Source organism: Phytobacter palmae (genome assembly GCF_039409775.1).
Taxonomy (GTDB): Bacteria; Pseudomonadota; Gammaproteobacteria; order Enterobacterales; family Enterobacteriaceae; genus Phytobacter; species Phytobacter palmae.
In genome coordinates this window covers 1-25,393 of record NZ_JBCIVJ010000010.1, presented here as the reverse complement: position 1 = coordinate 25,393, position 25,393 = coordinate 1, and the positions used below count along the sequence as shown (strand labels likewise).

Below are 25,393 nucleotides of genomic sequence, written 5' to 3'. Positions count from 1 at the left end.
ATCCTAAAAATAAGAGTAAGATTCGCTATAAATATCACCATTATTTATTATATTTCTAAGTGTTGCTTTAGAAATATGAAGATCAAACTCCACAAGCTTTTGCTCAAGATTGTGCAATCTTTCTTTGAAACCTGCACCGTACCCCTCAATCAATGGCAAAACGTGCTGATTTATTGCAAAATCTAGAGGCTGAACTTGTAACCCTTCGATTTCATTAGCAATATAGCAATACCTCTTCATTGCATTATATTTTCTTTGACTGACTCTAACAGAAGTAGTTCTGGTAAGAGGAGCTTTTAATATTTCTATTATTTCATCAAGTAAGTTCTCCTCTTCCGTCGTAAAAGAAGACTCATATAAGCTCACATCAAAACAACTTTCCAACCATTCGTTTTTCACAGCGCCTTCAAATGCTAAAGATCTTATAACGTTCGATTTAAATTCTGCGTTGTGATTTAAACCTATTACGGGTACCCGGTCGATTAACCTTGGCGATAAACGTTCAGTTGACGCATCATTGTTAATAGTTGCTATAAAACGCACACCATCAGCCACGGTAATATATCTTTCGTCTTCAGATGGAATGCCAGAATCAATTTTTCTATTTCTTCCTTCGGGATCACACATACCTAGAAAGTCTGACCAATAGTGTTCGACGCTAGACAGGTTGGCCTCATCAAGTAGAATTATTTTCAAATAATCTGGATTATGATCACTCTTCAAAAACTCATAAAGACCTGTACGGGCTGGCTGGTAAACGTCTTTTAAGGAATTATAAAATCCTAAGATGTCTCGGCTTGATACCCAAGCTCTTCCGACTGGAATATTAATAAAGTTACTAGTATTGTATGTATTCTCACCATTAGTCAAGCCCATATTTTGAGCTAATCTAATAGCCGTGGAGGTTTTTCCTGTTCCCGGAGGGCCTGATAAAATTGTCATGAATGATTGATTCAAGCATATAATTAAATTCGCCATTTCATCAAATGAAAAATTCCTTCCATTATCGTTGCTAAATGAATCAACTAAGTAATTAATGTATTCTTTTCTGTTTTCTTTATTCAGTTCGATAGTTGATGGATTTATCTTTGTTTTATATATTTTCGGCGTGCTTTCTCTTGCCCTGCCACCATTCAAGAGAGTTTTGAGGTTTTGTATTGTTTGTATCTCTACAGTTTTTTCCAGAAGCTGTGGAGAGTTCAAAGTTGCTTTTTTAAGTTTAAGTGCTTTCTCAGCTGATTCTTTGTCTTTTTCAATATCCTCTTTAAGCCTTTTCAGATAATTTATTTCTTCATTCAGAGAATTATAATCATTTACCCTAGACTCCATTGAGTAGAATTGTTCAAGCTTAATGCTTGCATTTTTAATGTTTTCTTCTAACTCAGCATTTTTTTCCGTCAAAGCCTGCTGTTTTTGAAGGAGAAGGTCATGAGCATCTTCAGCAGACTGTTTTTTTATTCTCTCAAGTTCTTCTCTAGCCCTGACCTTTTCATATTCAACATTTTTTAATTCAGAATCTAATTCTGCTTTTTTATTTGTTATTAGCCTTTCTAAATCACTTATCTCTTTATTTAATTTACTCTTCTGTACTCGAGTAACTTCCTCTAGTTCTTTAGACTTTTGCTTAACCAGCAGGTCTTTATTTTTGCTGAAATAATCATCTAAATAAAGCCTGCCATCCCTACTTTCTGCTAAAAACTCTTGAACAATCTCTTGGCCGAATGGACTTGAATCTAAAAATTCTCCAAGTAGCTCCTTAAGTCTTTTAAGACGCTCGCTATTCTCTAATACTTTATTCTTCTTAACATACTCATCAATCCCTTGCGACAACTTTTGCGCTTCACTTTTTCCTAAAGGAGATTTATTTTTCGAAAATCCATTTCCAAATCCATTTTTGGTGAAGTAAGAAACAAGCCTTGTATCTGAAATGTAATCTTTTTGCTCAAACAATAAACTGGAGAGGTCTTTCAAATTTTTAATATATTTTCTAACTTCACCTTTAATAATTAACTCATAAGAAAAATCATTAGCTATAATTTCCTTTAAATCAAACCTTGCTATATGGTCTTGTTTAAGCTGTAAGGGTGACGGTGTAGATAAAGGAGATAATTGCCAATTGTTATCTTGTTTGGAGGCTTTAAACGGTCCATATACATAGCCCTCATTCTCAATAAAGAATTGAGCGCTAGGGGCGTCAATATCATGACCAAGGAAACCTGTTTTTATATCGGGGAGAGCAGATTTTATAATTGGAATAAAGTAGCTTTTATCGAGCCTTTCTACTTTACTTCCAAGTCCAAAATGCTTTTGATGTCTTGTATTAATTTTCCAGTCATCATCATTGCTTTCGTAATATTCATTAAGAATAAATAATTCATCATATCCAAACTGCTGGCTTATATTCAAAAATCCTTTGGAAATAAATATTCCTCCATTAGGAAAATCGCTAGGATCAATTTTTTCATAATTTCCATTTTCATCAAGATAAGCAACAGGAATCACAAGCCCCATATCAGGGTTAACTGTATGATTTTCTTCCTTTATAACCAATAACCTGTTCATAGAACCTCATTCGAAACCATAAGAAACGTTAATATTAATATGCTACTATTAACATGTTGAAATCATTATTAAGAATTAGCTTAATTATGAGCATTCCTTATAGAACGACTTGAAACATTTAGCAATGGATGGTAGTTGAAAACTTCTTGTTTTTGGTAAGTGGCAGGTATTGATTTGAACTCCTTAGCTCGCCAAAAAGAATTATCATTAAATTCAAATGGTTAATTATTCCGTTTGAAGCCACAATAAAAAGGAATGCATATCCTGGTCAACTGGCCGTCGGCTGAGAAAAAAATGCCACGGCAGAGCCGTGGCTGAGTCAACGGAGGAACAGGCTTTTACCCCCGGACCTCACGATATGATGCAGGTTCCTGAGCCGGTGAAGCGGGCTCATCGCTGACGAGATAAAGCACCTGTCCGGGTTGAGGCGCGCCGGACGCGCCTTTGTGTCCGTCAACATGCTCACCGCCGTCATAGCAGTCGTAACCGCTGAGCCCGCTCACGGGCTCGCTGTAGCTGTGACGCACCTCGCAGTCAAACACCGCTGAGATTTCCCCGACAACCTCACCTGACGGCGGGAGCCAGGGCATATCCATCTGCAGCGTAAGACTGTTAGGCGTATGGCGCTGCCAGTTGACGTTGTGCCCGGCCGGCCACTCCATGCCGTACTGCCGGCAGTAGAGGCTGGTTGTGGTCGACACACCGGACATCAGCCCCCCGGAGCCGTTCAGCTCTGCTGCCAGCCGCGTAGGTATGACGGCCAGCATATCGCAGGGCTGGGAGCGTTCAGGATACTGGCTGAGCCGCTCCCAGGCAGTTGCAGCATGAGACTCATCGCCGGCGCTGACCAGACCAAACCAGTCGGTATACTGTCTGGCAATCAGCTCCGCCATAACCTCACGTGCCGGGTCGGGAATATTCTCCCATTTCAGCGCGCCCAGACCTGACTGGTGATAAAGCCGGTCCACGGCTCTGATGGTTTCCGCATCGAGGATGGCATCCTTCAGCAGGAGCGCCAGCCAGCTTTCAAACGCCTGATTGGCCGCAGTGGAAAGCCCGGTGCCTGCACGGACCAGCCCCTGACAGGGCGGATACGACGTGGTCCGCACCGGCTTGAGTATCCCCGCCGCGCCAGCCAGAAACAGCTGTATGCTCTGCTGCACTGCGTGGCGGTGACGCGGTACGTCAGTGCCGTTTATCCACTGCAGCATGACATCGATGCAGACTGATTTACCGGTGATTTCCAGGCGGTTATGACACCATTCGGACATAGTGAATACTCCTCTTTCATAAAAAAAAGAGGACACAGCCCCGTGAGGAGCGGTGTCCTCACGGGACGGCGACAGTTACGGAATAACCGTCACCGGATAAGTTAATTACGCCGCCACAGCCTGACTTTCAGGCAGTGCCAGCAGATATTCCGACGCTTCCCGGGCATGCCGGCAGGCGCGGAACAGGGCCTTTTTGTCAGATTTCAGCACCTTCAGCCAGTGGTCCACATAGCTGTCGTGCTGAACCTCACCGAACACGCCGAGCTGAGCACACAAAAACGCGCTGCCCATTTCGGCGATGAGCTCCTCAAAGGCATACACCGGGTCCCCGAACTGCCGGGATGAGGAGGTTATCCCCTCCCGGTTAAGTCGCTTCGCATGACCGGTACTGTGTACAAGCTCATGCAACAGCGTGGACCAGCAGTCCGCTTCCGTAAAAAACTGCTCAGCCATCGGCATCACAATTTCATCCGTCAGCGGGCGGTAATATGCCCGGTTCTGAGGCAGCATCCGGTTTTTAACCCCAGTGGCGTTAAACATCCGGATCACCCTGTTCATCACGTCCGGACAGAGTATGCCGTCCTCATCCACCGTCGGTGGTTGCTCAGGTGAAGCCGCAACCTCTGCCGGCAACCCCTCACACTGCTCAGCGTTGAACAGCTGCAGGGGTTTGAGCATCGGCACGGTTTCCATCAGCGGTTTACCGTCACTGTCATAAAGGCGGTTACCTTCGCGATCCTCTGCCTGCTTCGTCCAGTCCTTATAAACCACCGCCAGGGTGGCTTTCTCACCCTTACGCACCTGCCCGCCAGCCTGCTGCGCCTGCCGGTAAGTCATCCAGCGGTTATTGCGAAAACCCTGCTCTTCCGCTGACATCCAGAGAAGCAGGACATTCACGCCGCTGTAGTGACGTCCGGTTGTGGCATTCAGGGGCAGACCGGCCAGACCGCTGCCGGCAGCCGCGCGCCACGGCTTACGCCAGGGCGCTACGCCGTTTTCCAGCGCGACAACAATGCGGTCGGTGATCTGGCGATAAAGGTCAGTCGGTTTTGCCGGACGGCGAGCCGCCTTGCGTGAAGTCGTTTTTTTCATGAGATATACCTTTAATCAGAGGCATACCCCTGCGCCGGCGAGCGCAGAGATACGCCCGTCGACGGGAAATTCAGAGGTCAGTTACCATGCGGCATAAAACCACAGGTATTCATGTTCAAAGTCAAAATCACTGAGCAGGCTTTCCAGCCTGTCACGCAGGGTGAAAACGTACTGCAGCCGGCGCTGAAGAAGCGGATTATCCTCATTCCCCTCTGTAAATGTCGCAATCGCACAGTCCAGCCTCTCTTTCAGTTGCTGAATATGCTCGCGTGACAGTTCCAGACAGGTCGCGTTTTCCACCTCACCGACGTGCTTATCCAGCCAGGTAATCAGTGAAAAATCGCGGCTCAGTTCACACACCGGATGATACGGTGCCGGTACTGCGACGATCTGCCGGTGCTGGCTGTAGAGAAAAATATCCAGTCCCATACGGGCCTCCTTCGGTTCAGAAAGAGGCAGGAATCTTTCCGGCAGGAAAAGTCCCTGCCGGGGTGAATTAACGTCCGGTTATTCGCAGCGCCCCCTGCGGGGTCACCTGCGATAACCTGGCCTGCAGCCTGCCACAGGCGTTCAGAAAAGTTTGATGATCTTCAGGCTTCGCCCGCTTACAGCTGATGAAGGCCGCCTGCGTCAGCAGACGCACGGCGTTTTCACGCCAGCGGCAGAGTTCATCAGGCCCGACACAGGCACTGAAGTGACAGACTGCACTCGCCAAAAGCTGATCGGCCTTCTGGCGATACTGCGCCACTTTCACCCGGTCAGTCGCAGCGGTGAGCACCTGTATCTGTGTGTCGGTAATCAGGAGCCTCAGGTCCGTCCTGCCGGACAGTACAGAGGTGGCTACCGCGTCGCTTATCGACAGTGATTCAATGAAATCATCGCCGCCGGCAAGCAGGCGTGCCGTGTCGTACCAGTCCTCATTTTTCTGAGGGTGACACCCTGCGGCATACGCAATACGCGGCACCGGATCGTTGCCCTGCCAGGCACCGGTGGCCGGCATAAGATAAACACCCTCATCCTTTGCCAGGTGAAGCTGGCCTCCCTGCATACGGGCGGTTAGCAGGACGTTAGTCAGGTCTTTATTGTCGAAAAAAAGCATGGGGCTCTCCTGTAAAAACGGGAGAGCCGCTCCGTCCGGAGTCATCTCTCCCGACGGGGTTAAAGTCAGTACTGTTTAAAACGAGTCAGATTTTTCCGCGACCCGCTTCAGTTCGTACAGATGGAATTCCGCCAGCACGAAGGCATTCCAGTCCTCATTGCTCAGCACCCGCTCACCACCGGAGAGCAGCTGCAGCAGCAGGGAATCAAACGCGCCCTCGCCTACCGGTGTTTTCAGTACCGACTGAGGCGCGGTCAGCGTCGGCTGCTCAGGCAGACCGAGATGTTGTTCAATCCAGCGTAACGGTAACGCCCAGCTGCGACCCTCGTCTGAAGAATGTATCCGGAAGCTGTCCGGACACAGGTTATGCAGCAGGACCATCACAATACGTGCAAAGAAATCGCAGGGCTGATGCTGAAAATCCAGCTCCTGGATACTCAGCGTATTGCGGTTGCGCTCCCGCTCTATAGTCATGTTGACCGGCCAGACACTGCCGCCTGTGTCGCCACGAAACGCCATGACATCAGCAACCGGAAACAGGTCAGCCGCGCGATTAAGCGACGGCAGATACGTATTCCCCGGACGCAGACGCACCGGCAGTTGCCAGAAAGTTTCTGTGACGGCCAGAACGAAAGCATGCCAGTGTCGCAACGGAACCGTGCTGACATGCTCGATGGTGTAGACAACCGACATGGAAGCCGGCGAAGAAAACTGGTTTTTCATCGATAAATCCTCCGCGAATAAAAAAGGGGGGATTTATCCCCCGGACGGGAGTAAATCCCCGTCAGGGTGTGTTCTGTCTGCTGATTACATCCGTTCGAGAGCCGCTATAGCCCGATCACACCGGGCATCCTGGATACCTTCATCCACGGCCTTCTCCCAGAAGGGCCGGTTAATTTCTTTTCCCAGCTCGTCCAGCGTGAAGAGCAGATTTTTAGACGTATCAGGCAAAGGCGGAATATCGCCTTCCCCGAGTAAAAAGACAAACCAGCCATAAGCTGTGCCGGTCCCAATGATGGAATCTTCCAGAAACGTCAGTTCATTCGTTTCATCCCGGTCCGTATGAAGATCGAGACGCTGAAATGCCCTGATGCTCAGGAGTTCACTCTCAAGCAGGCAAAGCCAGCTGAGCGTGTCCAGTGGAGTTTTAAGCGTATAAACGTCTGTGTGCATGGGTATATCCTCAGGTAAATAACGGGATATCCCCGTCAGGGTCCACAACATTTCACGGTCACGGCCTTCATCAGCCGATCAGTGCAGTGCATATGAATCAGATTGCTCCTGATACACATATTCAGGATTAAAGCGGAGGCGTTGCAGCACAGCTAACGACAGTGGATCAGCGAAATTTATGCCAGAAACGGCCACACCATCCAGTATGTCGCCGGCCTTAACCCGGGAAGAATATCCGTAATACTGACACCAGACGCAAAGTTCGGGGTCAGCCGGATCACAATCACCGAGCGGTGCGACAAAAACCTGTTCGCCACAGGAGACGTTATCTCTGAGGATTTCGCCCCTGATGAAAACGCCACTTACGGGGCCATACTGAGCGGGACATACATCCCGTCGCGTCTCAGACATCGACAGAATACGAAAAGTGACGTCGTGCAGTGCTTCAGTCATGAGAATGCCCTCCGGAAAGAAAACGGTAGCGCAGGTGTGCCAGATGCTGTGCCTGACGGCAGGCATGGCGGTATGCGTTTCGACGACCTGTTATTCCCTCAGGAAAGGAAACCGGCAGGCGGTGAAAAACATACTCGGCGCGGTGGCAGCCTGTACGAACGGTAAGAAAGACGTTAACGCCCTGGTCTTTGACAGAAGAGATATGAGCACGGACGGCATAATTGCCCGAGCCGTTGACATACCAGTTGCTGTTGCGATGCAGATAAATGAAAGATTTCAATTTCCGGACAGCTGCGTCAGCAGACTGCTGAAGCTGAGTAAGGATATGTTCAGGGAAAATCGCAGAAGAGATGACAGACATTGTGTTTCTCCATAAAAAAAGGAAACACCTGCCCGAGCGGGAAGTGTTTCCCGTCGGGGAGTCAGAAAAAACAACATTCTGACTGTCTGGTTAGTACAGAAGGAACCTTTATCGTCGCGTCATAGTGCGCTTAAATTGACGATATCTGCTCTCAAAGGTGTGCAGATTTACCAATTTTTTGCCCCTTTTCAGGTTACAGGAGCTTTTGTTGTAGCCACCCGAAGGCGATTCTCACAGGCTACTGAATCATTGGTGGTTGCAAAAGCAACGTATAAGCCTGTTCATTTTCAAAACAAAACGCAGATCTGTCAAGCCGCAGATAACCTTGTGTACTGAATCATACAACAAGTATTGGATGAGACTTATACTGAACCATCCCCCCAACCATCTCAGGAAGATGATCATGGAACTCATTACCCGCCTTGTTTATATCGATACATCTGCCTATGAACGAAAGCATTTTCAGTTTGGCTTATACATTCTTGAAAAACTGGAGAATTTTGCATCACATGATAAAGTGCGTATCCTTGTTACTGACATCACACGCAGAGAAATTGAATTACATATTCGTAAAAACGCTGAGGAAGCCTTAAAAGAACTTAATAAATTTCAGAAAACGTATGCCCCGATACTGAGAACTACTCCGGCGCATGTACCAACAGAGATATTCGTAAAACCAGGTAATGCTGCCAACTTACTGATTTAGTGTATGATGGTGATTTTAAGGTGCTTGCGTGGCTTCCATTTCCATCAGATGTCCTTCCTGCTCCGTTACTGAAGGCGTGGTGCGTAACGGCAAAAGCACTGCCGGACATCAGCGCTATCTCTGCTCTCATTGCCGTAAAACATGGCAACTACAGTTCACTTACACCGCCTCTCAGCCCGGTACGCACCAGAAAATCATTGATATGGCCATGAATGGCGTCGGATGTCGCGCCAGTGCACGCATTATGGGCGTTGGCCTCAACACGGTTTTACGTCACTTAAAAAACTCAGGCCGCAGTCGGTAACCTCGCGCATACAACCGGGCAGTGATGTGATTGTCTGCGCTGAAATGGACGAACAGTGGGGCTACGTCGGTGCTAAATCACGTCAGCGCTGGCTGTTTTACGCGTATGACAGGATACGGAGGACGGTTGTGGCGCACGTCTTCGGTGAACGCACTCTGGCCACACTGGAGCGTCTTCTGAGCCTGCTGTCGGCCTTTGAGGTCGTGGTATGGATGACGGATGGCTGACGGATGGCTGGCCGCTGTATGAATCCCGCCTGAAGGGAAAGCTGCACGTTATCAGCAAGCGTTACACTCAGCGCATTGAGCGACATAACCTGAATCTGAGACAACATCTGGCAAGGCTGGGACGGAAGTCACTGTCGTTCTCAAAATCGGTGGAGCTGCATGGCAAGGTCATCGGGCATTATCTGAACATAAAACACTATCAGTAAGTTGGAGTCATTACCCGATGCACGGTGATGCTGCCAACTTACTGATTTAGTGTATGATGGTGTTTTTGAGGTGCTCCAGTGGCTTCTGTTTCTATCAGCTGTCCCTCCTGTTCAGCTACTGACGGGGTGGTGCGTAACGGCAAAAGCACCGCCGGACATCAGCGCTATCTCTGCTCTCACTGCCGTAAAACATGGCAACTGCAGTTCACTTACACCGCTTCTCAACCCGGTACGCACCAGAAAATCATTGATATGGCCATGAATGGCGTTGGATGCCGGGCAACTGCCCGCATTATGGGCGTTGGCCTCAACACGATTTTACGTCACTTAAAAAACTCCGGCCGCAGTCGGTAACCTCGCGCATACAGCCGGGCAGTGACGTCATCGTCTGCGCGGAAATGGACGAACAGTGGGGCTATGTCGGGGCTAAATCGCGCCAGCGCTGGCTGTTTTACGCGTATGACAGGCTCCGGAAGACGGTTGTTGCGCACGTATTCGGTGAACGCACTATGGCGACGCTGGGGCGTCTTATGAGCCTGCTGTCACCCTTTGACGTGGTGATATGGATGACGGATGGCTGGCCGCTGTATGAATCCCGCCTGAAGGGAAAGCTGCACGTAATCAGCAAGCGATATACGCAGCGAATTGAGCGTCATAACCTGAATCTGAGGCAGCACCTGGCACGGCTGGGACGGAAGTCGCTGTCGCTCTCAAAATCGGTGGAGCTGCATGACAAAGTCATCGGGCATTATCTGAACATAAAACACTATCAATAAGTTGGAGTCATTACCCTTTTTTCAACTTCTGATGGATGCGAGTGATTGAACTCATACATTAATGTTTTCCCACGAAGTCTTTTTTCAGGTAAGCCTTCGCACATATCGGTAAATAGCTTGCCTGCTTTTATTTTTTCTGTCATCGACATGTTCATTTTTAACATTCCGTCCTGATAAGTTGGTCGGATAAGGCGCTCGCGCCGTATCCGACATTAATTTCTTAAGCGTCTTCATTCACCTGGCGACGCAGCAGGGAAAGTGGGCCGGGGCCGCTAAGCGTGAACACGGAAATTAAGGTGAAGCCCAGCGCCACCAGACCCAGCACCAGGTAAGCGCCCTGGAAACCGATGCTTTCATACATATTGCCCGCCAGAATAGACATAAAAATCATCGCCAGTTGCTTAAAGAAGCAGAAACAGACCAGATAAATCGTCGCTGAAAAACGCACTTCAAACTGGCTGGTAATATATTTAAAGCTGCCCACCAGCAGGAACGGTACTTCAAACATATGCAGCGTTTTCAGAATAACCACTTCCAGTGCTGAGGTAGCGAACGATGAGCCAATAATACGTACTGACATAATAGTGCCAGCCAGCAGCAGGGCGTTTTTCCCACCGATGCGATTAATGATCAGTGGCGCAAAAAACATAATCGAGGCGTTAAGTAATTCGCCCATTGTCGTTACGTAGCCAAATACCCGCGTACCCTGTTCACCGGTAGCAAAGAACGAAGTAAAGAAATTAGCAAACTGTTGGTCAAAAACATCGTAGGTGCAGGAAACGCCAATAACATACAGTGACAAAAACCACAGTTTTGGCTGTCTGAACAGTTCCAGCGCCAGCTTAAGGCTAAATGCCGAATGGTTGGCACCTACCGCATTGGCAACCGTGGCAGAAGAGGGCGCATCCGTTTTGGCGAAAAAGAGTAAAACGGCGAGGAGGAGTGCACAGCCAGAACCCAGCCAGAAAACAAACTGATTATTGATGGTGAACATGATGCCGACAATCGAGGCACACAGCGCCCAGCCAACACAGCCAAACATCCGCGCGCGACCAAATTCGAAATTACTGCGACGGCTGACTTTCTCGATAAATGCCTCTACTGCTGGCGCACCGGCGTTAAAACAAAAGCCTAGATAAATACCACCAACAATCGATCCTACTAAAATGTTGTATTGTAACAGTGGCCCGAAGATAAAAATAAAGAACGGCGCAAACATCACTAACATGCCGGTAATAATCCACAGCAGGTATTTGCGCAGCCCGAGTTTGTCAGAAAGCAGACCAAACAGCGGTTGGAATAATAGCGAGAACAGAGAAATAGCGGCAAAAATAATACCCGTATCACTTTTGCTGATATGGTTGATGTCATGTAGCCAAATCGGGAAAAACGGGAAGTAGGCTCCCATGATAAAAAAGTAAAAGAAAAAGAATAAACCGAACATCCAAAAGTTTGTGTTTTTTAAATAGTACATAATGGATTTCCTTACGCGAAATACGGGCAGACATGGCCTGCCCGGTTATTATTATTTTTGACACCAGAGCAACTGGTAATGGTAGCTACCGGCGCTAAGCTGGAATTCCGCCGACACTGACGGGCTCCAGGAGTCGTCGCCACCAATCCCCATATGGAAACCGTCGATATTCAGCCATGTGCCTTCTTCCGCGTGCAGCAGATGGCGATGGCTGGTTTCCATCAGTTGCTGTTGACTGTAGCGGCTGATGTTGAACTGGAAGTCGCCGCGCCACTGGTGTGGGCCATAATTCAATTCGCGCGTCCCGCAGCGCAGACCGTTTTCGCTCGGGAAGACGTACGGGGTATACATGTCTGACAATGGCAGATCCCAGCGGTCAAAACAGGCCGCAGTAAGGCGGTCGGGATAGTTTTCTTGCGGCCCTAATCCGAGCCAGTTTACCCGCTCTGCTACCTGCGCCAGCTGGCAGGTCAGGCCAATCCGCGCCGGATGTGGCGTATTGCTCGCCACTTCAACATCAACGGTAATCGCCATTTGACCACTTCCATCAATCCGGTAGGTTTTCCGGCTGATAAATAAGGTTTTCCCCTGATGCTGCCACGCGTGGACCGTGGTAATCAGCACCGCGTCGGCAAGCGTATCTGCCGTGCACTGCAACAACGCTGCTTCGGCCTGGTAATGGCCCGCCGCCTTCCAGCGTTCGACCCAGGCGTTAGGGTCAATGCGGGTCGCTTCACTTACGCCGTCGTTATCCAGCGGTGCGCGGGTGAACTGATCGCGCAGCGGCGTCAGCAGTTGTTTTTTATCGCCAATCCACATCTGTGAAAGAAAGCCTGACTGGCGGTTAAATTGCCAACGCTTATTATCCAGCTCGATGCAAAAATCCGTTTCGCTGGTGGTCAGTTGCGGGATGGCGTGGGGCGCGGAGGGGAGTGTCACGCTGAGGTTTTCCGCCAGACGCCACTGCTGCCAGGCGCTGATGTGTCCGGCTGCTGACCATGTGGTCGCGTTCGGTTGCACTACGTGAACCGTTAGCCAGAGTTGTCCGGCGCTCTTCGGCTGCGGTAGTCCAGGCAGTTCAATCAACTGTTTACCTTGTGGAGCGACATCCAGAGGCACTTCACCGCTTGCCAGCGGCTTGCCATCCAGCGCCACCATCCAGTGCAGGAGCTCGTTATCGCTATGACGGAACAGGTATTCGCTGGTCACTTCGATGGTTCGCCCGGATAAACTGAACTGGAAAAACTGCTGCTGGTGTTTTGCTTCCGTCAGCGCCGGATGCGGCGTGCGGTCGGCAAAGACCAGACCGTTCATGCAGAACTGGCGATCATTCGGCGTATCGCCAAAATCACCGCCGTAAGCCGACCACGGATTGCCATTTTCATCATATTTAATCAGCGACTGATCCACCCAGTCCCAGACGAAGCCGCCCTGTAAACGGGGGTACTGACGAAACGCCTGCCAGTATTTAGCGAAGCCGCCAAGACTGTTACCCATCGCGTGGGCGTATTCGCAAAGGATCAGCGGGCGCGTCTCTCCAGGCAACGAAAGCCATTTTTTGATGGACCATTTCGGCACAGCCGGGAAGGGCTGGTCTTCATCCACGCGCGCGTACATCGGGCAAATAATATCGGTTGCGAAGGTGTCGGCTCCGCCGCCTTCATACTGTACCGGGCGGGAAGGATCGACAGATTTGATCCAGCGATAGAGTGCGTCGTGATTAGCGCCGTGGCCTGATTCATTCCCCAGCGACCAGATGATCACACTCGGGTGATTACGATCGCGCTGCACCATTCGCGTTACGCGTTCGCTCATCGCGGGTAGCCAGCGCGGATCATCGGTCAGACGATTCATTGGCACCATGCCGTGGGTTTCAATGTTGGCTTCATCCACCACATACAGGCCGTAGTGGTCGCACAGCGTGTACCACAGCGGATGGTTCGGATAATGCGAACAGCGCACGGCGTTAAAGTTGTTCTGCTTCATCAGCAGGATATCCTGCACCATCGTCTGCTCATCCATGACCTGACCATGCAGAGGATGATGCTCGTGACGGTTAACGCCGCGAATCAGCAACGGCTTGCCGTTCAGCAGCAGCAGACCATTTTCAATCCGCACCTCGCGGAAACCGACATCGCAGGCTTCTGCTTCAATCAGCGTGCCGTCGGCGGTGTGCAGTTCAACCACCGCACGATAGAGATTCGGGATTTCGGCGCTCCACAGTTTCGGGTTTTCGACGTTCAGACGTAGGGTGACGTGATCGGCATAACCACCACGCTCATCGATAATTTCACCGCCGAAAGGCGCGGTGCCGCTGGCGACCTGCGTTTCACCCTGCCACAAAGAAACCGTCACCCGCAGCTCATCGCGCAGCTCGCCGTACATCTGAACGTCTGCCTCCAGTACAGCGCGGCTGAAATCATCATTAAAGTGAGTGGCTACATGGAAATCGCTGATTTGCGTGCTCGGTTTATGCAGCAACGAGACGTCACGGAAAATGCCGCTCATCCGCCACATATCCTGATCTTCCAGATAACTGCCGTCACTCCAGCGCAGCACCATCACCGCGAGGCGGTTTTCTCCGGCGCGTAAAAATGTGCTCAGGTCAAATTCAGACGGCAAACGGCTGTCCTGGCCGTAACCGACCCAGCGCCCGTTGCACCACAGATGAAACGCCGAGTTAACGCCATCAAAAATAATTCGCGTCTGGCCTTCCTGTAGCCAGCTTTCATCAACATTAAATGTGAGCGAGTAACAACCCGTCGGATTCTCCGTGGGAACAAATGGCGGATTGACCGTAATGGGATAGGTCACGTTGGTGTAGATGGGCGCGTCGTAACCGTGCATCTGCCAGTTTGAGGGGACGACGACAGTATCGGCGACAGGAAGATCGCACTCCAGCCAGCTTTCCGGAACCGCTTCTGGTGCCGGAAACCAGACAAATTGCCACTCACCATTCAGGCTGCGCGACTCTTGGGAAGGGCGATCGGTGCGAGCCTCTTCGCTATTACGCCAGCTGGCGAAAGGGGGATGTGCCGCAAGGCGATTAAGTTGGGTAACGCCAGGGTTTTCCCAGTCACGACGTTGTAATACGACGGCCAGTGAATCCGTAATCATTGTCATAGTTGTATCCTGTGTGAATTGCTATCCGCTCACATTTTCGCATAACATACGAGCCGGACACATAGAGTGTAAAGCCTGGGGTGCCTAATGAGTGAGCTGACTCACATTAATTGCGTTGCGCTCACTGCCCGCTTTCAAGTCGGGAAACTTGTCGTGCCAGCTGCATTAAGGAATCTGCCAACGTGCGGGGAGAGGTGGTTTGCGTATTGGGCGGTAGGGTGGTTTTTCTTTTCACCAGTGAGACGGGCAACAGCTGATTGCTCTTCACCGCCTGGCCCTGAGAGAGTTTCAGCAAGCGGTCCACGCTAGTTTTCCCCAGCAGGCGAAAATCCTGTTTGATGGTGGTTAACGGCGGGATATAACACGAGCTGTCTTCGGTATCGTCGTATCCCACTACCGAGATATCCGCACCAACGCGCAGCCCGGACTCGGTAATAGCGCGCATTGCGCCCAGCGCCATCTGATCGTTGGCAACCAGCATCGCAGTGGGAACGATGCCCTCATTCAGCATTTGCATAGTTTGTTGAAAACCGGACATGGCACTCCAGTCGCCTTCCCGTTCCGCTATCGGATGAATTTGATTGCGTGTGAGATATTTATGCCAGTCCGCCAGACGCAGACGCGCCGAGACAGAACTTAATGGACCGGCTAACAACGCGATTTGCTGGTGACCCAATGCGATCAGATGCTCCACGCCCAGTCGCGTACCGTCTTCATGGGAAAAAATAATACTGTTGATGGGAGTCTGGTCAGAGACATCAAGAAATAGGGCCGGAACATTAGCGCAGGCAGCTTCCACAGCAATGGCATCCTCGTCATCCAGCGGATAGTTAATGATCAGACCACTGACGCGTTGCGCGAGAAGGTTATGTACCGCCGCTTTACAGGCTTCGACGCTGCTTCGTTCTACCATCGACACCACCACGCTGGCACCCAGTTGATCGGCGCGAGATTTAATCGCCGCGACAATTTGCGACGGCGCGTGCAGGGCCAGACTGGAGGTAGCAACGCCAATCAGCAACGACTGTTTGCCCGCCAGTTGTTGTGCCACGCGGTTGGGAATGTAGTTCAGCTGCGCCATCGCCGCTTCCACCTTTTCCCGCGTTTTCGCAGAGACGTGGCTGGCCTGGTTCATCACGCGGGAAACGGTCTGATAAGAGACACCGGCATACTCTGCGACATCGTATAGCGTTACTGGTTTCACATTTACCACCCTGAATTGACTCTCTTCGGGTGCTATCATGCCATACCACGAAATGTTTTGCGCCATTCGGAGGGGGCACGCCGAAGTGAGATTCAAAATGCCGACGTCAGTTCACAGGTGGGTAATGATACCAACGTGTTGATTTCGTATTTTCACTGACACCAGGATCATCCTGATGTTACAAGGATTGAATGACTACAGATTAAAATAGTCATCAACAGGTTGACAGCATTACCCAGAATATCGCAGCCTGGCTTAAGTCATCCATTTAATTATTAATCAAGGGATTATCAATGAAAAATATCATGACGTTATTCCTCTCTATAATCCTGCCTTTTTCAGTCTGTGCTCAAACCGTGACGGCAACAGGCGATACACTGGAGCAGACGGAAGAAAAAATTCGCCAGCAGGCTGACAAGCAGGGTGACAGGTATTATAATATTACCGAAGCCCGCATGGGAAATAAAGTACATATCACAGCAGAAATCCTGCCGAAATAAATAGTTCGGGGTAATACTGCCCCCTGATTTTACAGGTATGGATATTGACGCGGTCAAAGATATTAATATCAATATTACATGCTGAAGGTTTTTATTTTTGATTCATTAATAACTTTATAAACTATCATGGGTGGGGAACTGCGAGTTACCCGTACATGTCGGGTAAAACTCACCCATCATCATGTACAGCAACTCCAGACTCCCCACTGGCAGCAGTACTTGCGGATATCTTGTCAAGAAAAATGCGAATGACTCACACACCCGGAATAAAGAAACGATATTTTTTGCATGTCAAAACAATTATCAGATTAAAAATAAATCCAACAAGTAAAAAAGAGACAATCAATCCTTTCAGAAACGGAAAGTCAATAAATGAAACAGTAAGACTTGCTGGCGCATCAAGCATTAAAGCTATTCGAACATGTAAATTTACTGATTGATAATTTAAAGAAGCCACAGCCCTGCATGAGCTGTGGCTGTACATCCTGAAAATTCAGTAGCGATACAATCTATTCTTTTTCCTTACGAAAATAAACTTGTTTAATATAACGCCCCCGACCATCTCCATGGCCCAGGTCCATTGAAACTAATGCCTCGGATTCATCGCGACTCATTCCATTTTTAATATGGTGATTTACAGCATCGCGGGAGTAAGCGTAACGTAAACTGTGCGGCGCATTTTTACCATTCATTCCGGCCTCTCTTACAATATTACGGTAGCGATCAATAGCGGTATGCAGAGAGGGTTTATCAATCAGTTTTCCGTTATGTTCACTGACATAACTAATTGCCTTGTCAAGAATTGATAAAACTTTTTCGCGATTAAAAACTGTCGTTTCCCTTGGACGTCCGCCTTTAGTCCCGAAAACAACACGGACACGCTCATGATTATTAATCAGTGCCTGCCTCCATGTCTTTAAAGACTTTGCAGACTGAACGGTTTCTTCTGTTCTCAATCCAAGATATCGGGAAAGTTGCACAGCAAGAGCAACGCCCTCGTCTTTTCTTTGGGCAAAACTGACCACAGCATTAAGTTTTTCGTCTGTAATGGGAAGTTTAGTTCCATCCCGGTTAGCACCAGAAATCCCGAGCGCCTGATTACTCAGGTTAATGTGACTGGGATCGGCCAGTTTATTTCTTCCTGCTGATAATAAAACAGAACGGATAGCAGACATCTCATTCTGTAACGTCCTGAGAGATAAACTATCTGCCTTCCTGCTCTCAATATACTTTTCAATATGGGAAGTTTTGATATGTTTTACGTCCCTGATCTGAATATTCAGTTCAGACAGTCGTTCAGAAAAACGTTCTGCGATTCTTGAACGGTCAGCCACCGTTTTATAACTTCCCCGCCCCTGACGGGCAAGCGTGACGAGTTGTTTGCACAGCTGTTTACTGAATCTGGACATTTCACTCTCTCCAAAGGCATACACGTCCCTCTGCTTGTAAAGAAGCAGACGGATCTGTAGACCAGCAATTCATTCCCCGACGACACGGTTGCTGTTGCGCTTCCTGCGTCTCGACTGGTATCTGTGCATCGGGGCGGCGAATTGTTGAGTTCTTGCGAGGCACCCCAGATCTCTGATCTGTTTGCTGCTTATGCAGAGCTGACTTACGTCAAGCTGCCTCCAACACTACTGCTCGTAGTGTCGCCATCGATACCGAGTCGATTTCCTCCTTACTGATAGTTGAACGTTCAGACGGCCTCCCGTCGTGCTTACGTTGATGTGAAAGTGATTTTAAAACCGCACTGACACGGGCTACATGTTGGTCAGATGGTAGTAAAACGTTGAAAACCACGTCTTACGTGGGTTGAGACGTTATGCGCTGCGCGCGTCACTTGGTAGTGTCTTCGCCACTTCACAAGTGACGCCGCGCAGCTTCGTGCTCCTAATGCAACTCCGTAAGCGGCCAAATGTACCAAATGGCCTTATACGTCGGCGCAAAAGTCGTACGAAACTCAGGGCGTATCACTGCAAATGAGAAGACGTTGAACTGATGCCGTTCACAGAACGGAAGTGAATTGAAACTGGCAGATTTGCTACACAGTAAACCTTCATCGCCGCGTCATAGTGCGCTTTCATAGACGATATCTGCTTTCAAAGGTGAGCAGATTTGCCACATTTTTCATGTACTCCCTTCCAGGCTTAGAGAGTTTTATTGTGCAGTCACCCGAAGGCGCTCCTCACAGACTGCCGGAACATTGGTGGTCGCAGCTTAAGTGCGACTGTAGCCACCCGAAGGCGCTCATCACAGGCTACAAGAGCATTGGTGGTCGCCAGTGCGACAGTACAACAATTTAATAGTACCAACAGGGAAATACGACGTCAAATGGATGTAGACATCGTTTTTTTTGGTGATTAATATGTAGTTTTCTCCGATGAAAATGGTTGATATGGATATTTTCAAACAACGCTTTCTAATTGTTACTTTCGGATTATCTAACTTTTTATTCTTTTATTTATTATTAACTTCCATTGATCTAAACATATTCTTAATGACCAGACTTAATTTCTCAATATTACATTTGCAGATAATTAAGCCTCTAATAATGCTTGTGATTTTTTTATCCATAACCCACTTATTAAATAACACCTCACCTTACCAAGGGTTAACCTGGGGAAAACCTAACAAGCAGTCATTTATTTTTCTTGCACTCATAATTATTGCTTACGCTGCTTCATACTACCTTACGCCGAAAGAACCCTTCGTTACAGATTTTACTAAAGGTTTGTCACACGAAATGGCAGCTGTAAAAATTGCAGCCACTATTATTATTTTCCCACTTCTGGAGGAACTGGTTTTCAGAGGAATTACCCTGAGCTCTTTCTTAAACGCTTTTGGTGAAAAGGCGGGCTATATTATCGGCGGATTGACTGTTTCTTTTTTGTTTGCAGTTATACACACACAATATTCATTCCCCACCAAAATCCAAATGTTTGCACTTTCATTAATTTTCTGTGGAGCAAGATATCAAAGTAGTGGACTTCTTTTACCAATTCTACTGCATGCTTTTTGTATCGCGCTTGGTCTCTACATCGAATTAAAATAGCAGAATTAAAAAATGGTAGTTATTATTAACACATAATGGTAACTACCTTTTCCGGATTGTCTGACTGCTTCGTGCCAACAGCGGGCGTCATCTACAGAAGTGGCTCGACACAGGTTTCGCGGAAAATACTGAGGATCTGTTCTTCGGATGAACATTTCTGCATGGGGGTGCTCTCAGGTCACTGATAAAGCATTACTAATGCGGTATGTTGATGAACAGGGGTACGTCAAACTGATTATTTTAAGATTTATCAAATTAACCACACTTTATACCACCAATCATCAATTTGATGCTTTCTTAAATCTAAAAGTTGCTTTAACTCAACATTATAGCGTTTTTTATTAATTTAACTTATGCATCCATTGAAGATGATGAATTAAGCACCACTTCAGACTTAGACTTTGATGAACTGTTTTTTTATTTCCTCTGGAGGTAATCACTTGAACGCAGAAGCCCCCCCCAAGAAAAAAGGTGGAAGATTTAACACCAAATCCGAAGTAAAACAGATGGTATGGGTAAGGATGGCAGGACACTGCGAGCTTTGTGGAACAGACCTGACGCATGATTTTCGCGTGGGCACATCCATGCAGTGGGGTGAGGTCGCACATATACTTCCGGCTAGCCCCAAAGGACCCAGAGGGCGAGAAGAGCATAGTGATGAACAGGCTCAAAATCTTACTAATGACTTCTCAAATCTGATGCTGTTGTGCCCAAATTGTCACGAAAAAATAGATCGCGATGATGACGGTTATCCTGAAGATGATTTGAGTGGCCTGCATGAAAGCTGTCTTGCTCGTATACGCCTTGCAGCCTCTCAGCCTGCTGAAGGACGGGCTATACCGCTAATTGTTCAGAGTCAGCATTTTGCATCTACCAATAATATCCCGGCAGGGGAATTGCTGACAGCGATGTCGTCCGAGGGACTGACTGCGTTTGGTCACACAATTAACATCACTTTCAGAGAGCCTGGCCCCCGCGGAAGGGATGACTTGTACTGGCAATTAATTAAGGACGATATCGAGCAGAAGATTTCAGGGGAATTAGCCAAACGTGGAGGCAGCTTCGGCGATATGCCTGCTTTAGCCCTCGTGGGTCTCGCAGACATCCCTGCATTGATTATGCTCGGACAAGCCATCGGAGACCGCTCTAACCGGTATTTATTTTCCAGAAGTCGCACACATGGTCTTCGCTGGCCATCGAAATCCGCTTCTCCTCCTGATTATATATTCTCTCCAGCACCTCAAGGTAATGGGCCACTGGCCTTAGTCCTTTCGATATCGGCGACTATTCCTGAACGGGATATTGAAGCAGTGCTGCCGGGCGTGCGAATCGCGTCGTTCACTATTCCAGAGCCCTCATATGCGATGGTTTCAAACCGGAATGTTATCAACACATTCCGGGATGAACTTCAGAAGCATTTGAGTCAACTTGAAGCAGAATCGGAGCAACCTATCAGCGTCTTTGCTGCGATCCCTGCAGCGCTTGCAATTGAATTTGGTGCTTTGCTGACGACGCAGCATCAGCACCCTTATGTAATTTTCGATAGAGAGAGTAATTCAAACCAGTTCCGGTCAATGCTGACTATCGGCCACCCTCAGGAGTCACAGAAATGAATAATGAACAGACTAAACACAGCAGCTGGGAATTTTTCCTTCTTCGAGCAGCAAGAGCGATTTCTCTGACCGGTCCGCAGTATGAAAAAATTAATGGCCGCTACGCACAACTGCAGACAATCCTCTCAGCTTCCGATGATCCTATTCTGCAGGATGCACATATTTTTCCGCAGGGATCTATGCGCCTTAAAACTACCATCAACCCCGTGTCTGATGCGCCGGCAGACCTGGGCACAATTGATGCAGATGCAATTGTCTGGCTCCCGAATTCCAGAGGAGTATCAGCGGACACTGTGCTCGAAACGATAGAAAAACGGTTTCAGGAAGGCAGTCGCGTTCATGAGGACATAAAGCCTCTGCGAAGAGGGGTACGTGTTGTTTATGCAGATCAGAACCCAGGTTTTCATATTGACGTGACCCCAGCACGACCCCGCAGCTGGAATGATGAAACTCACGGCCATGGCATGCTTGAAGTACCAGATAGAGAAACTGGGTGGAAAGCGAGCAGCCCTATCCCCTATGCAGACTGGCTCCATGATGCTTCGGAGAGTCAAATCATGCTTGAAAATTATGTTGCTCTCAATAAAAGTCGGGCTGCTGCAGATTCCGCGACCATAGCCCCACTACCCGAATATGAAGAATATCAGACCGAGGATCCACTTAGAGCCAGTATCAAGCTTCTGAAACGCCATCGCGATGAATGGGCTATTCGCACTAAAAATGAAAGATCGCGCCCAATTTCAGCTGTCATCACAACACTCGCCGCTCACGCCTGGCTGAATGTAGCAATGCAATCGCGGCAAAGGCCATTTACGCCACTTGAAGCCATTCTTGAGATCGTCAGAACTATGCCAAACTTCATTCGAAGCAATGGACAGGAATACATGGTCTGTAATCCAGAGGATAGCGGCGAAAACTTTGCAGAAAAATGGAATCGCCCAGGAGAAGGCTCTGCTTACCAAAGGGCGTTCTATGAATGGCATGAAAGTGCCTGCGAGGCATTCAGCCTTGGACTTGAAAGCTATTCATCCGTGGAATCATTTGCCAAGGCAGTAAACGAAAGCTTCGGAATCGGGCGTTCATTTGTAGATGAAGTAAATACTAGTATCCCCGCTAACTGGACAATGCCGGGTCGGCCTTCAGGTATGAACCGAAACTCTGTTTCAATGGGAGCGCTGTTTGGAGGTGTGGCTGGCAGCGATCAATCTCAGGCTGATACGAAACCGGTAGGTCGACTTGGTTAATATTCCAGATGATGCGGTTGCACAGGGAATTGCCACACTTGAGGCACTCCTAAACACAGGTAATGCCGCAGGTCTACTGCAGCACACCAAAGCGCGCTCAGATGAAACCGTAGCATACCGTTTCCCGCTTCCAACAGATTATCTGGGCATAGAAAGGACATTGCACATAGGATTTCCCAAGGGATTCCCATCCGCTGGTCTCAATCTGTATGTGGATCCCTCACCTTGGCTTGTTTGGCCACACGCAACAAAAGCAGGTCTATGTCTTCACGGGTTTAAAGAAGAGCCAGTTACGGGGTCACCTGACACAGTAGTTCGCGACAGCATTAATCGGCTGAAGAAAATATTGTCTTTATCCATCCAGGGCGCAAACGCAGATAAACGTAATCTCGAATTTCAGAATGAGATTACGTCTTACTGGATAAGACAGCACGGTAGGTCTGTACGGAATGTATTGCTCATTGGGCGGCCAGAATATGCTTCTGAACTATTCGCACTCAGTGATTCTCGATACATCGTTCCCTCAGGCTATGAGTCAGTCTGGTTATCATCAGATATAAAAGCTCTTGGTAGCCATGCCCGCCGGATTATGGGAAGGCAAGTCACGATGCGCTCTCCACATGCAGGCGGTTTTTTTGTAAAACTCAAAAGTTTTCCTGGACTCGTGTTTCCAGCACCGGCAGAGCTGTTGTCGTGGATCCTCCCTCATGTATCTGAGGCGGATGCGACAAAACTTTTTACGTGGTTTAGTACCAGTAGCTCACTTATTTCCCGATGGCTGATTCTGGAGTTACCTGGCAAAGCCGGCGCGCCTTTATACACACTGAATGTTTTTGCAAAGGTAGATACTCGTCGCCGTAGCCCATTCTTCGGATCGCGCTCCGCACGTCGGAAACCTTTGGCGATAACCGGGCAACATCCTGCAATTATTTATTCCTCCAGATTAAACGTCATTGACCGTACAGATTTCTATGCGCGAGATTTAAGCGGCAGCATCAGAGGGCTGGAAGCAGCACACGTTGTGTTCATCGGGGTAGGATCGCTGGGTGGGGCTGTTGCATCACAACTTGCAAGGTCGGGGCTTAAACATCTTACTCTTATCGACCCAGATACTTTTGAGTCCGCCAATATGGGAAGGCATGTGCTTGGCATGGATGATTTAGGTAAATTCAAAGTCGATGCACTTAAAACCAGGCTCATGCGGGATCATCCAACTTCTGAGGTCAAAGCTTTTAATACGTATGTGCAATTTGCCTTGGAAGACAAGCCTGACCTTCTTCAGACTGCTGATTTAGTCATCATCACAACAGCTGACTGGGAGTCTGAAGCTAGTTTGTGGAAACTAAAAGCAAAAGGTCAATCATGGGCATTTATTCAGGGATGGAGTGAACCTCATACGCTTGTGGGACATGCATTAGCGTCACCTCGAGGTGACTATGATGGCAGGCACTTATTCAGTGACAACGGCGACTTTAGTCACAAATATACAGAGTGGCCGGAAGGAGGGGTTGTTCCGCTACCTGCCTGCGGGGAAAGTTTCATTCCCGGGAACGCAGCGGGTATGAATACCATCGCCACAATGATAACGCAGGCATCGATTCAGTATCTGAACGGTATTAAAAAGGAATCGCTCTGGTTAACAAGCATAAACCGCCCTGCTGATGCCCAGGTGCAGGGCGGGACGTATATCGGCCCTGACTTACCGACAGGAACCATTCAAACTGTTCTGGAGCGGGCTTGGCCCGAATCTACACATGAGGCTGGAAAATAATGGAGGTTATCTGGAGTTGGAAATGGCCCGGTGTTGAGGACGTCTTACTGGTATCCCACTCCGCGGCTGATATTTTTCACTGTAATCGGCAAATAAGTGGGGAACATGAGCGAGGGGGTCAGCTTTTTGTCGACCCCAATCATCCAGACGGTATCATTTTGTCTCTTGCAACAGCACCACACAAAGCCGACAACGCAGGGCGAACATGGCTTGAGTTAGACCCTGAACGCTGTAAGAAGGAGATTCAGAAGGCAAATGCTCTTGGGTTACGATTAATAGGATACTGGCATACGCATCCTCAGGTAATACCGCAGATATCGAGTGCAGATATTTCGAGCTTTTCCCGCTTTGCGCAACGTTACTCTCAGGTACTTCCGCATCCTGTAGCCATTATCGTCGGCACCTCTCCAGATACTTCAGGAATTAAAGCTTGGTTATTTAGAGAGGGGGGGTATTTTGAAGCTGTCAGAATGGACTGTCCCTTTTAGCAGAATCACAACTAACGACCTGATCGCGCGAGTAATAAAGAAAAAAGTTCAGCCTGAAAACGGGCATCATCAAGCGCATTATGCGTGGGTTGGGTTAGAGGGGCAAGGACTGCAGACATATGTGATGATTTTGTGTCTGACCACTCGCACCCCATAGCCCCCATGTAGCAGGCTTTAATGTCTATGGCTGTGAAACCAAAGGGGTTGCTGCCAATATACTTGTGAAAGTAGTAATTGATGAATGACCAGTCAAATGGGGCATTCAGACCGACAAAAATGGGTTTCCGATGTTGAGAAATCAAAGAAGCAAGCCAGTCTTTTAGCTTTAACATAGCCTGTTCTGGAGCAAGTCCCTCGCTCAGTAGACGGTTAATATCAAGCCCAGTCACAGCAAGAGATTCAGCATCATGCTTCTCGCCCTCTGGTTGAAGTTCAAGGTACAGTGCGTTCTCAGGATCACTCACCAGACAAGCCCCAATTGATAGGAGGCTGTAAATTCCGGGAACAGGACCTGACGTTTCAATATCAACTGACACATATATCTCGGAATTGCGCATAGAAATCCTCTGATGAAGAATTTGGTAATCTGGGTAGGGGCTGATCTTACATCAAAGACTGAATAATCATGGCAGTCAATGTTTCCACGAGTTGATGAAATTCGTTGTTTGGTAGGTTATGTTGTGCCCCCCAGATA

22 protein-coding genes and 2 pseudogenes are annotated in these 25,393 nt (G+C 48.5%); 9 read left to right on the top strand and 15 right to left on the bottom strand.

The window, feature by feature from the left end; all coding sequences use genetic code 11:
• Positions 1-3: 3 nt before the first annotated feature.
• The 9 genes from AAIG39_RS13420 to AAIG39_RS13380 form a co-directional block, all read right to left on the bottom strand.
• Positions 4-2,562 carry an AAA family ATPase gene (locus tag AAIG39_RS13420; protein WP_016807927.1) on the bottom strand — a complete coding sequence of 853 codons (2,559 nt, stop codon included), beginning with the start codon at positions 2,560-2,562 and terminating at the stop codon, positions 4-6.
• 338 nt (positions 2,563-2,900) lie between these two features.
• Complete coding sequence (locus tag AAIG39_RS13415; protein WP_016807928.1) at positions 2,901-3,833, bottom strand: DUF1281 domain-containing protein; 933 nt, start codon at positions 3,831-3,833, stop codon at positions 2,901-2,903.
• A 105-nt stretch (positions 3,834-3,938) separates the two neighbouring features.
• Complete coding sequence (locus AAIG39_RS13410; protein ID WP_016807929.1) at positions 3,939-4,925, bottom strand: ArdC family protein; 987 nt, start codon at positions 4,923-4,925, stop codon at positions 3,939-3,941.
• Positions 4,926-5,006: 81 nt separating this feature from the next.
• A complete protein-coding gene (locus AAIG39_RS13405) occupies positions 5,007-5,354 on the bottom strand; it encodes a hypothetical protein (RefSeq protein WP_016807930.1) in 348 nt (115 codons plus the stop codon).
• A 67-nt stretch (positions 5,355-5,421) separates the two neighbouring features.
• Entirely contained in the window at positions 5,422-6,024 is a 603-nt protein-coding gene (locus AAIG39_RS13400) for a DUF3085 domain-containing protein (RefSeq protein ID WP_016807931.1), read from the bottom strand.
• Between the two features lie 75 nt (positions 6,025-6,099).
• Entirely contained in the window at positions 6,100-6,747 is a 648-nt protein-coding gene (locus AAIG39_RS13395) for a hypothetical protein (protein WP_016807932.1), read from the bottom strand.
• A gap of 84 nt (positions 6,748-6,831) precedes the next feature.
• Positions 6,832-7,197: a hypothetical protein gene (locus tag AAIG39_RS13390; RefSeq protein WP_016807933.1), complete on the bottom strand. Its 366-nt coding sequence runs from the start codon at positions 7,195-7,197 to the stop codon at positions 6,832-6,834.
• 78 nt (positions 7,198-7,275) lie between these two features.
• Positions 7,276-7,650 carry a hypothetical protein gene (locus tag AAIG39_RS13385; protein ID WP_016807934.1) on the bottom strand — a complete coding sequence of 125 codons (375 nt, stop codon included), beginning with the start codon at positions 7,648-7,650 and terminating at the stop codon, positions 7,276-7,278.
• Positions 7,643-8,011 (bottom strand): hypothetical protein, encoded by a 369-nt coding sequence (locus tag AAIG39_RS13380; RefSeq protein ID WP_045282254.1) that lies wholly within the window; start codon positions 8,009-8,011, stop codon positions 7,643-7,645. Before AAIG39_RS13380 ends, AAIG39_RS13385 begins: the two co-directional genes overlap by 8 nt.
• 403 nt (positions 8,012-8,414) lie before the next feature.
• Between AAIG39_RS13380 and AAIG39_RS13375 the strand changes: the two genes are divergently transcribed.
• The 3 genes and pseudogenes from AAIG39_RS13375 (at position 8,415) to AAIG39_RS13365 (ending at position 10,230) form a co-directional block, all read left to right on the top strand.
• Positions 8,415-8,717: a PIN domain-containing protein gene (locus tag AAIG39_RS13375; protein ID WP_016807936.1), complete on the top strand. Its 303-nt coding sequence runs from the start codon at positions 8,415-8,417 to the stop codon at positions 8,715-8,717.
• Positions 8,718-8,745: 28 nt separating this feature from the next.
• A pseudogene (locus tag AAIG39_RS13370) lies at positions 8,746-9,454 on the top strand (IS1 family transposase).
• A 78-nt stretch (positions 9,455-9,532) separates the two neighbouring features.
• Positions 9,533-10,230 (top strand): IS1-like element IS1A family transposase gene (locus AAIG39_RS13365; protein WP_100214959.1). Its coding sequence is split into 2 segments (ribosomal slippage): positions 9,533-9,782 and positions 9,782-10,230, totalling 699 coding nucleotides; the frame shifts between segments, so codons are not numbered across the junction.
• Positions 10,231-10,244: 14 nt separating this feature from the next.
• On the opposite strand, the pseudogene AAIG39_RS13360 reads toward AAIG39_RS13365, so the two are convergent.
• From AAIG39_RS13360 to lacI, 4 genes and pseudogenes are all read right to left on the bottom strand, one after another.
• Positions 10,245-10,385, bottom strand: a pseudogene (locus AAIG39_RS13360) (maltose acetyltransferase domain-containing protein); the annotation flags it as partial.
• 65 nt (positions 10,386-10,450) lie between these two features.
• Entirely contained in the window at positions 10,451-11,704 is a 1,254-nt protein-coding gene (lacY, locus tag AAIG39_RS13355) for a lactose permease (protein WP_035891885.1), read from the bottom strand.
• A gap of 51 nt (positions 11,705-11,755) precedes the next feature.
• Entirely contained in the window at positions 11,756-14,827 is a 3,072-nt protein-coding gene (gene lacZ / locus AAIG39_RS13350; protein WP_017145107.1) for a beta-galactosidase, read from the bottom strand.
• Positions 14,828-14,948: 121 nt separating this feature from the next.
• Positions 14,949-16,031, bottom strand: coding sequence for a DNA-binding transcriptional repressor LacI (lacI, locus tag AAIG39_RS13345; RefSeq protein WP_016809493.1), 1,083 nt, complete (start codon positions 16,029-16,031; stop codon positions 14,949-14,951).
• 293 nt (positions 16,032-16,324) lie between these two features.
• On the opposite strand from lacI, the gene AAIG39_RS13340 reads away from it, so the two are divergent.
• Complete coding sequence (locus AAIG39_RS13340; RefSeq protein WP_016809494.1) at positions 16,325-16,531, top strand: YdgH/BhsA/McbA family protein; 207 nt, start codon at positions 16,325-16,327, stop codon at positions 16,529-16,531.
• A gap of 509 nt (positions 16,532-17,040) precedes the next feature.
• On the opposite strand, the gene AAIG39_RS13335 is transcribed toward AAIG39_RS13340, so the two are convergent.
• Positions 17,041-17,940 (bottom strand): integrase domain-containing protein, encoded by a 900-nt coding sequence (locus tag AAIG39_RS13335; protein ID WP_026056053.1) that lies wholly within the window; start codon positions 17,938-17,940, stop codon positions 17,041-17,043.
• A 971-nt stretch (positions 17,941-18,911) separates the two neighbouring features.
• On the opposite strand from AAIG39_RS13335, the gene AAIG39_RS13330 reads away from it, so the two are divergent.
• The 5 genes from AAIG39_RS13330 (at position 18,912) to AAIG39_RS13310 (ending at position 24,699) form a co-directional block, all read left to right on the top strand.
• Positions 18,912-19,583 (top strand): CPBP family intramembrane glutamic endopeptidase, encoded by a 672-nt coding sequence (locus tag AAIG39_RS13330; RefSeq protein WP_050597358.1) that lies wholly within the window; start codon positions 18,912-18,914, stop codon positions 19,581-19,583.
• A gap of 440 nt (positions 19,584-20,023) precedes the next feature.
• A complete protein-coding gene (locus AAIG39_RS13325) occupies positions 20,024-21,196 on the top strand; it encodes an HNH endonuclease (RefSeq protein WP_032636827.1) in 1,173 nt (390 codons plus the stop codon).
• A complete protein-coding gene (locus AAIG39_RS13320) occupies positions 21,193-22,440 on the top strand; it encodes a nucleotidyltransferase domain-containing protein (protein ID WP_032636825.1) in 1,248 nt (415 codons plus the stop codon). Before AAIG39_RS13325 ends, AAIG39_RS13320 begins: the two co-directional genes overlap by 4 nt.
• On the top strand, positions 22,433-24,211 hold the full coding sequence (locus tag AAIG39_RS13315) for a HesA/MoeB/ThiF family protein (RefSeq protein ID WP_080398100.1): 1,779 nt from the start codon (positions 22,433-22,435) through the stop codon (positions 24,209-24,211). Before AAIG39_RS13320 ends, AAIG39_RS13315 begins: the two co-directional genes overlap by 8 nt.
• On the top strand, positions 24,211-24,699 hold the full coding sequence (locus AAIG39_RS13310) for a Mov34/MPN/PAD-1 family protein (protein ID WP_080398101.1): 489 nt from the start codon (positions 24,211-24,213) through the stop codon (positions 24,697-24,699). Before AAIG39_RS13315 ends, AAIG39_RS13310 begins: the two co-directional genes overlap by 1 nt.
• An 11-nt stretch (positions 24,700-24,710) precedes the next feature.
• Here AAIG39_RS13310 and AAIG39_RS13305 read toward each other — a convergent pair whose 3' ends face one another.
• Positions 24,711-25,256 (bottom strand): 3'-5' exonuclease, encoded by a 546-nt coding sequence (locus AAIG39_RS13305; RefSeq protein WP_032636820.1) that lies wholly within the window; start codon positions 25,254-25,256, stop codon positions 24,711-24,713.
• Positions 25,257-25,393: the final 137 nt, after the last annotated feature.

What these genes read in the sequence shown, in the direction of transcription:
- AAIG39_RS13330 (WP_050597358.1), top strand. Translation starts at nt 18,912, where the DNA reads ATGAAAATGGTTGATATGGATATTTTCAAACAACGCTTTCTAATTGTT.
- AAIG39_RS13405 (WP_016807930.1), bottom strand. Translation starts at nt 5,354, where the DNA reads ATGGGACTGGATATTTTTCTCTACAGCCAGCACCGGCAGATCGTCGCA.
- AAIG39_RS13305 (WP_032636820.1), bottom strand. Translation starts at nt 25,256, where the DNA reads ATGCGCAATTCCGAGATATATGTGTCAGTTGATATTGAAACGTCAGGT.
- AAIG39_RS13385 (WP_016807934.1), bottom strand. Translation starts at nt 7,650, where the DNA reads ATGACTGAAGCACTGCACGACGTCACTTTTCGTATTCTGTCGATGTCT.
- AAIG39_RS13380 (WP_045282254.1), bottom strand. Translation starts at nt 8,011, where the DNA reads ATGTCTGTCATCTCTTCTGCGATTTTCCCTGAACATATCCTTACTCAG.
- AAIG39_RS13375 (WP_016807936.1), top strand. Translation starts at nt 8,415, where the DNA reads ATGGAACTCATTACCCGCCTTGTTTATATCGATACATCTGCCTATGAA.
- AAIG39_RS13335 (WP_026056053.1), bottom strand. Translation starts at nt 17,940, where the DNA reads ATGTCCAGATTCAGTAAACAGCTGTGCAAACAACTCGTCACGCTTGCC.
- AAIG39_RS13390 (WP_016807933.1), bottom strand. Translation starts at nt 7,197, where the DNA reads ATGCACACAGACGTTTATACGCTTAAAACTCCACTGGACACGCTCAGC.
- AAIG39_RS13340 (WP_016809494.1), top strand. Translation starts at nt 16,325, where the DNA reads ATGAAAAATATCATGACGTTATTCCTCTCTATAATCCTGCCTTTTTCA.
- AAIG39_RS13410 (WP_016807929.1), bottom strand. Translation starts at nt 4,925, where the DNA reads ATGAAAAAAACGACTTCACGCAAGGCGGCTCGCCGTCCGGCAAAACCG.
- AAIG39_RS13320 (WP_032636825.1), top strand. Translation starts at nt 21,193, where the DNA reads ATGAATAATGAACAGACTAAACACAGCAGCTGGGAATTTTTCCTTCTT.
- AAIG39_RS13420 (WP_016807927.1), bottom strand. Translation starts at nt 2,562, where the DNA reads ATGAACAGGTTATTGGTTATAAAGGAAGAAAATCATACAGTTAACCCT.
- AAIG39_RS13395 (WP_016807932.1), bottom strand. Translation starts at nt 6,747, where the DNA reads ATGAAAAACCAGTTTTCTTCGCCGGCTTCCATGTCGGTTGTCTACACC.
- AAIG39_RS13415 (WP_016807928.1), bottom strand. Translation starts at nt 3,833, where the DNA reads ATGTCCGAATGGTGTCATAACCGCCTGGAAATCACCGGTAAATCAGTC.
- lacZ (WP_017145107.1), bottom strand. Translation starts at nt 14,827, where the DNA reads ATGACAATGATTACGGATTCACTGGCCGTCGTATTACAACGTCGTGAC.
- AAIG39_RS13310 (WP_080398101.1), top strand. Translation starts at nt 24,211, where the DNA reads ATGGAGGTTATCTGGAGTTGGAAATGGCCCGGTGTTGAGGACGTCTTA.
- AAIG39_RS13400 (WP_016807931.1), bottom strand. Translation starts at nt 6,024, where the DNA reads ATGCTTTTTTTCGACAATAAAGACCTGACTAACGTCCTGCTAACCGCC.
- lacY (WP_035891885.1), bottom strand. Translation starts at nt 11,704, where the DNA reads ATGTACTATTTAAAAAACACAAACTTTTGGATGTTCGGTTTATTCTTT.